Source organism: Zobellia russellii, from assembly GCF_018728565.1.
Taxonomy (GTDB): domain Bacteria; phylum Bacteroidota; class Bacteroidia; order Flavobacteriales; family Flavobacteriaceae; genus Zobellia; species Zobellia russellii.
Window position 1 is genome coordinate 198,785 of the sequence record NZ_JACSOI010000005.1, and the last position, 12,630, is coordinate 211,414.

Consider the following 12,630-nt stretch of genomic DNA (forward strand, 5'->3'; position numbering starts at 1 on the left):
TTCTATTGCAAGCTTTCTCCTCCATCAACCTTAATTATAGTTCCGGTGATCCATTTGGCTTCATCCCTGCTTAGCAAATAAACGGCATTGGCCACATCTTCAGGGGTAGTTAAACGATTATGGGGATTACGCTCTAACGCACTTTTTCTTAAGGTTTCACTATTGGGAATCATGGCGAAAGCCTTTGTTTCCGTGGTTCCCGCTTGAATACAGTTGGCCTTTATCCCCTTTGAAGCATATTCCAACGCAATGCTTCGCGTGAGCGCCTCAAGAGTAGCTTTTGCTGCGGAAACAGCGGCATATCCTTCCCATGCCTTGGCACTTCCCTCACTGGTAAAAGCAACGATACGGGCATCATCATCGAATAAATCGGCTTCAAAAATAGCTTTTGTCCAATCATAAAGACTCAATGCCATAGCGTTTAAAGTGATTTCAAAATCTTGATGATTCAAGGTTGTGCTATCATCCGATACCATAGGTTTTAAACTTCCCTTGGCTATGCTATGAACCATCATTTTTATCTTTCCTTTAGTAGAAAGTGCAGTCTTTATGGCATCAATGGTTTCGTTTCTTTTCTCCGCATTTATAGCATCGATATTGAAACTTAGCAATTTAACTCCCCTTGAAGTGATTTCTTGAAAATTAGCGTTAATCTTCTTTAAATCAGACCTTCTATCTCTATGAGCTATAATAATATGAAATCCATGACTTGCCATTTTTTTGGCAGTTGCCAAACCCAGACCACTGCTTCCGCCAAGAATAAGAACCCATTGTTTTGCCATGTTTGATTTTTAAAATTCGTTTACCATTCCAATAGAACACGCTGCGCCGAAAAACCCGGGCCAAAGCTAAGAATGAGTCCTTGGTCGCCTTCCTTAATATCTTTTTCCATAAAGCGTTCCAAGACATACAGAACAGTAGCACTGCTCATATTTCCATACTGACGCAATACTTCCCGGGTATCGTCTATATTTTTTCCCATTGCCCCAAATAGTTCTTCCACCGTTTGCACAATTTTTTTCCCTCCAGGGTGAAAAATCAGATGGTCCACCGCCTCAATGGAGGTACCGTGCTTTTCCAAAAAAGGATGTACAATGTTAGGAAAATGAGCCGAAATAGTCTCCGGTACGGTAACATCCAAAATCATCTTGAGTCCGTGATTGGTCAAATCAAAGCCCATCATGTGCGTGGCATCCGTAAAATGGTACATTTCCCCTCCTTTTATTTTTGGACCTCTGGCATTTTCCTCTGAGGATAAAAGGACACAGGAGGCGCCATCGCCAAAAATAGCGGCACTGACCATGTTCACCATGGAAAAATCATTAAGCTGAAAAGTTGCCGTGGGACTTTCAACTGCGATTACAGCAGCGCGTTTACCTGGATTGGACCTTAAAAAGTTCTGTGCATATATCAATCCTGAAACTCCGGCCGCACAACCCATCTCCGTTACCGGAAGTCGCACTACATCTTGCCTAAGCCCTACATCGTTTATTAAATACGCATCCAACGACGGAATCATAATGCCCGTGCAGCTAACGGTAATGATATAATCCAGTGAATCCGCTGCCCAATCACCGGCTTTTAAAGCCTTTTCCAAGACCTTTTTTCCCAGTTTTTTGACCTCACGCATGTAAATGGTATTTTTTTCCTCAAACGAGGTTGCCGTAAAAACCTCCTCCGGTTTCATAATGCTGTAGCGCTTATCAACCGCCGCTCCTTCAAATATTTTAACGACTTTTCTACGGAAACGGTCTTCTTGACCCGAAAGCCAAAGGTTCACCAAGGGTATTATTTCTTCGGTAGGCTTGCAATAATCGGGCAATTGCTTGACCGTTTTTACTATTCGTACTTCGCTCATATATTTTAGTCGGTCGTTAATGTTGCGCTACCCATACAATTCTAAAAGCCCATTTTTTAGTTATGCTATGTTTCATTTTTGGTAATTCTACTGCAATTGCCTGTAATTCCTTTTTAAGAAATCCACTTTTAATGGAGGTAAGTCCGTCTTTTTTGGCAATATTCGTTCGTATAAAAATAGTGCTAAACAGTTTAAAAAGTTGATATGAAAGTGCACTTCGTTGCAAATCGTTAATAATAAAACCGATTCGGCTCAATTTTGAAAACTGATTTAGAAATTGTGGAATTTCATGGTTTTTAAAGTGATGCATGGTTAAGGTGCAAAGCAAAATATCACACTGTAACTCATCTTGCTTCAGTTCTAAAATATCTTGTTTAACATATTGAATTTCTGGAAATTTAAGGGATTGCTCCCGTGCAATTTCTAGACTCTTTTCATTTAGGTCCACTCCAATACACTCCAAATTAAAATGATGCTTTCGTGACCAAAGAACTAACGTTCTGAGCATGCTTCCATTGCCGCAACCCATATCTAAAATCGTATATGATTTTTTGTTTTTATCCTGTATTAGGCTGTGTACGGCCTGAACAGTTAAATTATTACCATTTAAAAATGAATTGGCACGGTCAATATCCAATAAAACCTTTTTAAGCTCTGTCTGATCTAGGGACAGGTCGTCCATCAACTCGGTTTCAGTACTTCTTTTAGAAAAATCACCCATTATTGAATTGGTTTACCGTGCGTGTTCTTAATCAGTTGTCTCAAAAGCCAAGGTTGTTTTGCAACCAATGTTATGGCCCAATCTGCCAAAGTAGGATTTAGCAATACCAATTGAAGTCGTCTACCCCACCATAATCTTCTTTTAAAAGTACGGTTCCATGCTTTAACATAAGCACGTTCCATTTTCAGACTATCAGTTTCTTTTCCCGTTAAAAAATCATGAATCAGTTCCGAGGCAATTTTAGCGCTATGGATAGCCATGGCCATACCATTACCGCAGAGCGGATGAATTAAGCCCGCTGTGTCTCCACACATAAGCACATGGTCATCTACCTGGTTTTTAGACCGAAAGGAAATTTGGGCAATGGTTAGCGGTTTTTCAAAAAGTGGTTCGGCTTTGCTTAAGAAGTTCTCTATAATGGGATTCTCCCTGACTACCTGTTTATTAAAACGCTCAATATCCTTTTCTTGCTGAAAACTTTTGTACGACGCCAAATAACAGAAATTTACTGCTCCGGATTCGGTTTTGGAGAGTCCACCATAACCACCTTTAAAATTGTGTAAACCGACTTTATCTTCAGGAAAATCATTGAGCTGGTAATGGCATTTAACTGCTAGCCAAGATGATTTTTGTTGTATAAAGTTTCGATTCAATTGCTTATCCAAAGTACTTCTTTTACCATATGCACCAATCGCTATTTTTGAAGTAAAGGTTTTGCTTCTTGATGTAACTATTTTAAATACAGGTTTTTGAAAAATCACAGAAGTTGCGCTCTCAAAAACAAATTCAACTCCTAGTTCCGTTGCTCTTTTATACAACATAGCATCAAATGCATAACGACTGATTCCCGTTCCACCTAAAGGTAATTTAGCTTTTAGCACGGTTCCCATAACCGTCGAAAATTCTAAAGTTTCAATTGAAACCGCCCCAGATTGCTTTAAATCAATTCCTAGACTTTTTAGATACGGAAGCACTTCGTTGGAAACATATTCGCCACATACTTTATGATGTGGATAGGGTTCCTTTTCAATAACCAAAACGCTATGGTCCGCTTTCGCTAAATGAATAGCGGCTGTTAAACCCGCTAAACCACCTCCAACTATAATAACATCATACTGCTCCACTAGGGGAAGATAGTTAATTAAACAAAAAAAATACCGACATGAACTGCCGGTATTTTTATAAAATTATAGGTGAGGGTATCTAATATTAGCCCTTAACTTTTTGTTTTGCTTCTTGTTTCAAAGCTTCACTGGCAACAATAGCAAGTTCTACCCTACGGTTTTTAGCTTTTCCTTCTTTGGTAGTGTTATCTCCTACAGGTTGCATTTCGCCATACCATTTCGTTTCCAAACGGCTTTTATCTATTCCCTGGGAAATTAGGTAATTGGTAACCGATGTAGCTCTTTGCTCGGATAAAGTCATATTATAATCATCCGGTCCGGCACTGTCCGTATGACCTTCTACCAATACGTTAGATTTTGGATAATCCTTCAAGATTTCTGCCAAACTGTTCAATGTAGTTTGCGAAGTACCTTTTACATCGGATTTGTTGGTGTCAAAATAAACACCTGCATCTTCGTTAAAGGTTACATTAATACCTTCACCAACACGGCTCACCTCTGCTCCTGGAATTTCCTCTTCAATACGTTCCGCTTGGCGATCCATTCGGTCTCCAATATAACCACCGGCAACTCCACCAATGGCAGCGCCAAGAATGGCTCCCAATACCGTATTGTTACCGTTACCCACATTATTTCCGATAACGCCACCAATAGCAGCACCACTACCTGCACCTATTACAGCTCCTCTTTGTTTGTTGTTTGAATTTTGTATGGTTTTACAACCTACTACCATGGTCAACGCCATGACGATATATGCTAATCTTAGAATTACTTTCTTCATAATTATTTTATTGTTTTGCAAAATTATATATAACGGAAACCGGACTTCCATCCACGTTTACATCGGACTTTAACGTCATTTGAGAAGGGGTCAATGAAAGAATCTCCAATCGGTATCCTGTTCTTCCGTACAGGTCTTTTTTCTTTTCATCAATGTATTTGAACTGCAATTGATCGTTCCCGTTTTCGTTTTCCAGAACGGACCATCTAATATTTCTTACACCTCCAGCGCACGCACTATTTGAGGTAGGGATGGTGTAACTTCCGGTGCTGTTGTTTTCCAGAAAATACCACGTACTTCCCTCAAAACAGAACCCGTTGGCATCATTAAAAAGCATGGATTTAAAAGAACCTTCACTAGCTTCATAACCTACATTTTCCAGTACCCAGTTACCATTAATGGTCTTGCGTTGTTCGCGCACGTTCTTAGAAAGAGAACAGGAAGTCAAAACTAGTGCGCAAACGAACAGTGCAATACTATTCTTCATCATAATTTTAATTTAAGTTTTGTCTATATACGAGTGGAAATCCTTAAATGTTTCCAACAAACCGTTAAACAAATATTAATACGGACAAAGTTGCTGCATTACAGTTGTTTGGGTTGATGGGAAAAATAAAGATGTTTGCTCAATGACTAATACGCAAGAAGTTCTTTAAGGGCTGTAAGGAATCTTTCTTTGGGTAAGTAATCGTCTTCAAGCTTTTTAGCAAAAGGGATTGGGGTTTCCATACTGGCCACACGCTTTACGGGACCATCTAGATATTGGAACCTATTTTCCATGACCAATGCAGAAATATCACTGGCAATACCTCCAAATAAGCTGTCCTCTTGAAGTATAATCAGTTTTCCTGTCTTTTCTACGGAAGAATACACTGATTCCATATCCAAAGGGGCCAACGTACGAAGGTCAATTAGGTCCGCCGAAACATCAGGACTCTTTTCAAGAGCATCCAATGCCCAATGAACACCTGCGCCATAAGAAACAATGGTTATATCATTTCCTTCTTTTAATAGTGCCGCTTTACCAAAGGGCAATGTATAGTAATCTGCAGGTATGTTCTGGTATACACTACGGTACAAAGCCTTGTGCTCAAAAAAGAGTACCGGATTGGGGTCATTAATAGCTGTAGCCAATAATCCCTTGGCATCGTATGGAAAAGCCGGATAGGCCACTTTTAGTCCCGGGGTCTTGGTAAACCACGCTTCATTAGTCTGGGAATGAAAAGGACCGGCCCCTACATCTCCTCCGCAAGGCATACGGATGACTACATCGGCTTTTTCATTCCAGCGGTAGTGGGATTTGGCCAAATAATTTACAACGGGATTAAAACCGCTACTTACAAAATCGGCAAATTGCATTTCAACAACGGCTTTCATTCCGTTTATGGAAAGCCCCATGGCCGCCGAAACAATTCCTGACTCACAAATAGGAGTGTTCCGAACACGTTCCTTACCAAAAGCATCCATAAAGCCTTCGGTAATTTTAAATACACCGCCATAATCGGCTACATCTTGTCCCATAATGACCAAATTGGAATGTTTCTCCATAGATTGCCGCAATCCTTTAGAAATAGCATCTACCAATCTAATGTGTTCCACCACTTTGCCCGGTTTGGTTTCTTCATATTTAAAAGGAGCGTATACATCCAATAACTCTTGAGCAGGTTCGGATTCAACTTCCTCTTCATCAAAAGCAAGTTTGAGATTTTCGTTTATCTCTGATTCGATTTCATTGCGTAAGGCTTCAATTTTTTCCGAGGTTAGAATACCTTCTTTTAAAAGAAAAGTTTCATAGTTGGCAATGGGGTCTTTCTTGCCCCATTCCGTCATTAATTCCTCGGGTACGTATTTGGTGCCACTAGCTTCTTCGTGTCCACGCATTCGGAAAGTCTTGAATTCCACCAGAACCGGACGCGGATTTTCCCTAAGGTCCGTTGCGATCTCGTTCAATTTGGTGTAAACTTCTAAAATATGATTACCATCAATCGTATACGATTCTATGCCGTAACCCAGTCCCCTATCGGATAGGTTCTTGCAGTTGTATTGTTCCCTTGTGGGTGTTGAAAGTCCGTATCCGTTATTTTCGATACAGAAAATAACGGGCAAATCCCATACAGATGCAATGTTCAGGGCTTCATGAAAATCGCCCTCGCTCGTTCCGCCTTCACCTGTAAAAACTGCCGTGACCGCTTTGTTATTTTTAAGCTTTTCGGCCAGTGCAATTCCGTCTGCTACACCCAATTGCGGACCGAGGTGACTGATCATTCCTATAATTTTATAGTCTTGGGTGCCAAAATGAAAACTACGGTCACGCCCTTTGGTAAATCCGTTCAATTTTCCCTGCCATTGGGAGAAAAGGCGATGCAATGGTATACCGCGTGTTGTAAAAACGGCCAAGTTTCTATGCATAGGAAGAATGTATTCATCATTTTTCAGGGCATTGGTAACCCCCACCGAAATGGCTTCTTGGCCAATACCACTAAACCATTTGGAAATTTTTCCTTGACGTAAGAGAATCAACATTTTCTCTTCTATCATACGCGGCCGCAGAAGGTCCTTGTATAGTTTAAACAAGGTCTCTTCGCTTAAATTCCTTTTATCGTATTGCATAAAATTCTTAAGGTGAAATTGCATTTTGGAAGATAAAAGTAGCAAAAATACCACATCTAGTGTCTGGATTGTTATATTTAATAGTTGGGCATATTTTACTAACTTTGATAAAATTTATAAAGCAACATCATGAGTGCAATACCTAGTGTAGATTTACAGGATTTTGTTTCGGATAGTCCCGAAAGAAAAGAGAAATTCATAAAAGAAATCGGTTCCGCTTTTGAGAATATTGGTTTCGTAGCCCTAAGTGGCCATTTTTTATCAGATGATTTGGTAAAGAACCTTTATGATGAAATTAAAAAGTTTTTCAGCCTTCCACAAGAAGTAAAGGATAGCTACGAGATTGAAGGAATAGGTGGCCAACGCGGGTATACTTCGTTTGGAAAAGAACATGCCAAAGGAAAAAAAGAAGGAGACCTAAAGGAATTCTGGCACTTTGGACAATATGTACAGGATAATCCAAAATTGGAAGCGGAATATCCGGATAATGTTATAGTTAGTGAGTTGCCAACATTTAATGCGGTTGGTAAGGAAACATACCAGATGTTGGAAAAAACGGCTAAATACGTGCTTAGGGCATTGGCCATTCATTTGGATTTGGAGGAAACTTATTTTGATGATTACATAAAGAACGGGAACTCAATTTTACGCCCCATTCATTATCCACCTATAACTTCCGAGCCTAAAAATGCAGTACGTGCCGCCGCCCATGGCGATATTAACCTTATCACCTTGCTTATGGGAGCACACGGTCGTGGACTTCAAGTTAAAAACCATAAAGGCGAATGGGTTGACGCCATTGCCAGGCCCGACCAACTGATGATTAATGTTGGTGACATGCTATCTAGACTTACCAACAACAAATTAAAGTCTACCATACACCAAGTGGTGAACCCTCCAAAGGAGCTTTGGGGCACTTCTAGATACTCCATTCCATTTTTCATGCACCCTATTAGTGAAATGCCGTTAAATTGCCTTGATAATTGTGTTGATGATGCCCATCCAAAACAATTTGAAGATATTACGGCAGGCGAGTTCCTTCATGAGCGTTTAATTGAATTAGGACTTATTAAGGCATAATCATGGATTTACAAGATCAGCTCAAAAACCTTTTTCCAGACCATGAGCCGGAAGAAACGGAAGCTACTCCCCAAGAGAAAAATACTATTTGGCTGCAGGATGACCCCATTATTTGTAAATACGAGAAACGAAAAGGGAAGCCTATTACCATTTTAGAGGGTTATAACGGAGCGGACAGTGATTTTAAAAAACTGGCCAAAGAACTTAAAACCAAATTAAGTGTAGGAGGGTCATTTAAAAACGGTCAAATCATAATACAAGGCGATTATAGAGATAAAATTATGGCGTTGTTAAAAGAAAAAGGATTTGCAGTAAAACGAGTTGGAGGATAACCGGTTTAAATACAGTGTTTTACAATAGAATCAAGACAATTTCGTTATTGTGTTAATTATTTTTGGTTTTTTTTTAATTATAAGTACTTTTAATCTCTAGAACCTAATTCACATCCTACATGAGTTCCCTTTTACACATCACCAACGGAGATAGTTTTACGGAGAGAATAAAATCATTAAAGCTCAAAGGAGATATTATTACCTGGCGCGAGATGCTTTGCGAGGGTAAAACCTTGACCAATGTGGGAAGCGAATCTTTCTGGAAAGCCCGTTTTGAATTCTTAAACAAAAACTACAAGGTGTCCAAGTCATGGTTTATTGAAAAAACCTTGAAAGAATACAGATCCCTTTGTAATCACAAACAACAAGATGAGATTGTGCTCTGGTTTGAGTACGATCTCTTTTGTCAAGTAAACATGATTGCCGTACTCAGTTGGTTGAAGACCAACCGCAAATATGCCCAGATTTCTTTGGTCTGTAGCGGTAAAGAAGACGATACTGATAAAATGTACAGTCTTAATGACTTAACCGATGAGCAATTGCTTAAATTATACAGCAACAAAATTGAGCTATCACAAGACGATATTGAATATGCGGACTATGTATGGCAACTCTATTGTAGTGACAACCCTATAAGATTAGAGAATCTGTCCGATTTTGGCGAATTTCAGTTCAATTATTTGGGGGATGCGGTTCGAACGCACTTACACCGTTTTCCGAGTATTAAAAACGGACTTAATGAAATGGAAAATACCATCCTAAGGCTGGCCGTAGACAAAAAGCCTACCTCAAAAGGTGCTTTTGTTTCTGAAATTCTTCAAAATCAGGGTTTATTGGGCTTCGCCGATACGCAGTATGATAGAGCCTTAGGAAGACTTAAACCTTTATTTTCCTCTTTCAATCCAGTAAGACTCACCAAAAAAGGAAAAGAGATACTGGAGAACAAAACCAGTTACTACTCTTGCATTCAAGACAATGATGTTTATCTAGGCGGTGCCTTAAAATACAATTTCCTTTACAACACCGAAGCTAGTAGAATTTTAAAGCTGTAATAGCATGCAATTAAGCCCCTCTGAGCTTATCCTAAATGCCGACAAGAGCATTTATCACCTTAATTTATTACCAGAAGACATAGCAGAAACCATAATCACCGTTGGCGATCCTGACCGTGTAAGTGATGTTTCCCGTTTTTTTGACACTATAGAAGTGAAAAAAGGGAAACGAGAGTTTCATACCCACACCGGAACGTTAAACGGTAAGCGAATTTCTGTAATCTCCACAGGCATTGGTACGGATAATATTGATATTGTTTTTAATGAATTGGACGCTCTTGTCAATATTGATTTTGAGACGCGTACCTTAAAACCGAACAGAACCGTTTTGGATATTGTTAGAATAGGCACCTCCGGTGCCATTCGTTCGGATATTCCAATCGATTCTTTCTTAATGAGTGAATATGCTATGGGCTTTGATGGTCTTTTGCATTTTTATGACAGTGACTCGGTTCAGGAGCCAGAGGTATCCAAAGCTTTTGTTGAACACACCAATTGGTCCGCTAACAAATCAGTGCCCTATGTAGTGAAATACGACAAAAACCTTGGTGATAAGCTATTTTCAAATCGTATACGATTAGGGGTCACTGTTACCAATATAGGCTTTTACGGACCTCAAAGTAGAGTATTGAGACTAAAACTGAGTGATGAAGGGCTTCAAGATAAATTAGCCTCATTTGAGCACGATGGTATTAAAATCACCAACTTGGAAATGGAAACTTCAGGAATCTACGGCCTGGCAAAATTGTTAGGGCACCGTGCGGTTTCTATGAACTGTATCCTGGCCAACCGGGCTAATGGTGAATTTAGTGCCAATCCTTCCCAATCGGTAAAAGAACTGATTCAATATACCCTGGAAAAGCTAACAAAAGCTTAACTACTTAACACTAAATTTAGATTCTTGAGATAACGATTGGTTATTTTTGTTTTCTATGGAAAACGGAAATTACAAACATCGAGATGTAAATTGGCTATATTTTAATGAAAGGGTGCTGCTGGAAGCTGCAGATCCCACTACTCCCCTTTTAGAACGTTTACGATTCTTGGCCATCTTCTCTTCCAACCTTGATGAATTTTTTAAGGTACGGGTGTCACAGTTACGGCAGTTAAAATCTGTAGATAAAGAATTAAGGCGAAAACTCGTTCTAAAGTCCAATAAGCGACTCAAGAAGATTCTTCGCATCATCGATAAACAACAGCAACGGTTCGGAATTATCATGGAGGCTATATTTAAGGAACTCCATAAGCAGGATATTCATTTTTTAACCGATACTACCTACACATCGGAACAGACTGCCTACCTCAATGCTTATTTTAATAGTATTTCTGCGGATTGTACTCTTTATGAGGCACAAGAAAACCCTAAACTGACAGATGGAGGCTTATATTTTTTTGTGGCTTTGGCCAATGAAACATATTATTTTGTAAAAGTACCGACGGATAGTCATGAACGTTTTATTAAAGTGCCCGGAAAAGGTCATTCATATGTTTTTTTGGATGATGTGGTTCGTATGCATCTGAATCATTTATTTCCGCAAAGCAAAGTGATAGCTAGTCATTCCATAAAGCTATCCCGAGACGCCGAGCTCTACTTGGAGGATGATTTTGGTGATACCCCCTTGGCCGACCAAATTTATGATGCGCTTCACCAACGGCAATCCGGACAACCCACACGATTGCTTTATGACGCGCAAATGCCTGAATCGCATAAGGAAATCATTCAAGAGGTCTTAGGCATTGGTACAATTGATTTGTTTCCCGGTGGGCGGTATCATAATCTTTCGGATTTTTTCAGTTTTGAAAACCCCGTTGAGAATCAAAATTTGACTTACAAGGCTCAACCTGCCTTACCGCACCCGGTTTTATCAACTACCAACGATTTTTTCGGTGCCATTGCAGAGAGAGATCGACTGGTTCATTTCCCATATCAGAGTTTTAGTGTTGTGGAGAATTTTATCGCTGCAGCGGCAAAAGACAATACGGTCACACATATCAAAATTTCCCTTTACCGAATCGCTAAAGCCTCAGTACTTACAGATGCATTGCTCTTAGCGCTAAAGAATGGAAAAAAGGTGACCATTTTTGTGGAGGCCAAAGCGCGGTTTGACGAAAAAAATAACATTGAATGGGGTAAAACATTCGAAGATCATGGAGCTAAAGTTTTCTTTAGTGTCGCCAACATTAAAGTACATTCCAAAATCGCTTTAATTGAGCGTACGGAAAATGACAAGCTTAAACGATATGCATACATTGGTACAGGTAACTTTAATGCCAAGACTTCAAGAATTTATTGTGATCACGGACTTTTTACTGCTCACAATCAGACAACTGAAGATTTGAGTCAAGTTTTCCTAACACTGGAAAGACATTTGATTATCCCTAAACTAAAACGCTTGTTGGTATCACCTTTTAACACTAGAAATGTATTTCTACAATCAATTGAAACCGAAATAAAAAACAGCAAAAAAGGACTGCCCGCCAAAATTACGGCAAAGATGAACAGCCTTGAAGACCGGACCATGATAGATGCACTGTATCGTGCTAGCGAAGCAGGAGTTGAAGTGCGCCTTATAGTCCGTGGGTTTTGTTGTCTTGTTGCAAGACCGGAGAATGAGCTTCCATCTGGGGCTAAACCAATAATAGTGACCAGTATAGTGGATCGTTATCTAGAACATGGCCGCATCTATCTGTTCCACAACAATGGCGAGGAAAAAATGTATATGGGCTCTGCAGATTGGATGACCAGAAACTTAGATAGACGTATTGAAGTACTGACACCCATTTTGGATGAAACCGTTTTTAATCAACTAAAGACTATTTTAGAGTTTCAGATAAACGATACGGTAAAAGCGCGTTTTCAAGATGCGAACGATACAAACAAGCGTGTAGCATCGCAACAAGAAATTCCAATTCGCTCACAATACGCTATTTATGATTATTTAAAAAACGTAAGTGGTTCTGGGACCTTGGTGAACACTCCCCTCGCCTCAACAAACAAGACCTAACCATACTTTTTTACATAGGTCGATGACTTACTTTTTCTTAATTTTACGAATACAAGCACAATCCTTA

General features: G+C 39.6%; 12 protein-coding genes. 5 read left to right on the forward strand and 7 right to left on the reverse strand.

The features are described 5' to 3' along the window. Positions 1-2: 2 nt before the first annotated feature. From H9565_RS13560 to H9565_RS13590, 7 genes are all read right to left on the reverse strand, one after another. Positions 3-782, reverse strand: coding sequence for an SDR family oxidoreductase (locus tag H9565_RS13560; protein ID WP_215440428.1), 780 nt, complete (start codon positions 780-782; stop codon positions 3-5). A gap of 20 nt (positions 783-802) precedes the next feature. Then, positions 803-1,858: a type III polyketide synthase gene (locus H9565_RS13565; RefSeq protein WP_215440429.1), complete on the reverse strand. Its 1,056-nt coding sequence runs from the start codon at positions 1,856-1,858 to the stop codon at positions 803-805. 16 nt (positions 1,859-1,874) lie between these two features. Beyond that, the gene (locus H9565_RS13570; protein WP_215440430.1) at positions 1,875-2,579 is read right to left on the reverse strand and encodes a methyltransferase domain-containing protein; all 705 of its coding nucleotides are present in this window, start codon (positions 2,577-2,579) and stop codon (positions 1,875-1,877) included. Next, positions 2,579-3,703, reverse strand: a complete 1,125-nt coding sequence (locus tag H9565_RS13575; protein WP_215440431.1) for an NAD(P)/FAD-dependent oxidoreductase — start codon at positions 3,701-3,703, stop codon at positions 2,579-2,581. Before H9565_RS13575 ends, H9565_RS13570 begins: the two co-directional genes overlap by 1 nt. Positions 3,704-3,788: 85 nt before the next feature. After that, positions 3,789-4,484, reverse strand: coding sequence for an OmpA family protein (locus H9565_RS13580; protein WP_215440432.1), 696 nt, complete (start codon positions 4,482-4,484; stop codon positions 3,789-3,791). 7 nt (positions 4,485-4,491) lie between these two features. Beyond that, positions 4,492-4,974, reverse strand: a complete 483-nt coding sequence (locus H9565_RS13585) for a lipocalin family protein (RefSeq protein ID WP_215440433.1) — start codon at positions 4,972-4,974, stop codon at positions 4,492-4,494. Positions 4,975-5,117: 143 nt separating this feature from the next. Next, positions 5,118-7,094: an alpha-ketoacid dehydrogenase subunit alpha/beta gene (locus H9565_RS13590; RefSeq protein WP_215440702.1), complete on the reverse strand. Its 1,977-nt coding sequence runs from the start codon at positions 7,092-7,094 to the stop codon at positions 5,118-5,120. Positions 7,095-7,223: 129 nt separating this feature from the next. On the opposite strand from H9565_RS13590, the gene H9565_RS13595 reads away from it, so the two are divergent. The 5 genes from H9565_RS13595 to ppk1 all read left to right on the forward strand — a co-directional run bounded on the left by H9565_RS13595 (position 7,224) and on the right by ppk1 (position 12,563). Beyond that, positions 7,224-8,174, forward strand: a complete 951-nt coding sequence (locus H9565_RS13595) for an isopenicillin N synthase family dioxygenase (RefSeq protein ID WP_215440434.1) — start codon at positions 7,224-7,226, stop codon at positions 8,172-8,174. Positions 8,175-8,176: 2 nt separating this feature from the next. Continuing rightward, positions 8,177-8,506: a translation initiation factor gene (locus H9565_RS13600; protein ID WP_215440435.1), complete on the forward strand. Its 330-nt coding sequence runs from the start codon at positions 8,177-8,179 to the stop codon at positions 8,504-8,506. Positions 8,507-8,625: 119 nt separating this feature from the next. Next, a complete protein-coding gene (locus H9565_RS13605; protein ID WP_215440436.1) occupies positions 8,626-9,558 on the forward strand; it encodes a DUF1835 domain-containing protein in 933 nt (310 codons plus the stop codon). A 4-nt stretch (positions 9,559-9,562) separates the two neighbouring features. Continuing rightward, on the forward strand, positions 9,563-10,435 hold the full coding sequence (locus H9565_RS13610) for a nucleoside phosphorylase (RefSeq protein WP_215440437.1): 873 nt from the start codon (positions 9,563-9,565) through the stop codon (positions 10,433-10,435). A 55-nt stretch (positions 10,436-10,490) separates the two neighbouring features. Continuing rightward, positions 10,491-12,563 (forward strand): polyphosphate kinase 1, encoded by a 2,073-nt coding sequence (ppk1, locus tag H9565_RS13615; RefSeq protein WP_215440438.1) that lies wholly within the window; start codon positions 10,491-10,493, stop codon positions 12,561-12,563. Positions 12,564-12,630 lie beyond the last annotated feature (67 nt).

Coding starts and splice junctions, on each gene's coding strand:
- H9565_RS13595 (WP_215440434.1), top strand. CDS start 7,224: ATGAGTGCAATACCTAGTGTAGATTTACAGGATTTTGTTTCGGATAGT.
- H9565_RS13580 (WP_215440432.1), bottom strand. CDS start 4,484: ATGAAGAAAGTAATTCTAAGATTAGCATATATCGTCATGGCGTTGACC.
- H9565_RS13600 (WP_215440435.1), top strand. CDS start 8,177: ATGGATTTACAAGATCAGCTCAAAAACCTTTTTCCAGACCATGAGCCG.
- H9565_RS13605 (WP_215440436.1), top strand. CDS start 8,626: ATGAGTTCCCTTTTACACATCACCAACGGAGATAGTTTTACGGAGAGA.
- H9565_RS13590 (WP_215440702.1), bottom strand. CDS start 7,094: ATGCAATACGATAAAAGGAATTTAAGCGAAGAGACCTTGTTTAAACTA.
- ppk1 (WP_215440438.1), top strand. CDS start 10,491: ATGGAAAACGGAAATTACAAACATCGAGATGTAAATTGGCTATATTTT.
- H9565_RS13585 (WP_215440433.1), bottom strand. CDS start 4,974: ATGATGAAGAATAGTATTGCACTGTTCGTTTGCGCACTAGTTTTGACT.
- H9565_RS13570 (WP_215440430.1), bottom strand. CDS start 2,579: ATGGGTGATTTTTCTAAAAGAAGTACTGAAACCGAGTTGATGGACGAC.
- H9565_RS13565 (WP_215440429.1), bottom strand. CDS start 1,858: ATGAGCGAAGTACGAATAGTAAAAACGGTCAAGCAATTGCCCGATTAT.
- H9565_RS13560 (WP_215440428.1), bottom strand. CDS start 782: ATGGCAAAACAATGGGTTCTTATTCTTGGCGGAAGCAGTGGTCTGGGT.
- H9565_RS13610 (WP_215440437.1), top strand. CDS start 9,563: ATGCAATTAAGCCCCTCTGAGCTTATCCTAAATGCCGACAAGAGCATT.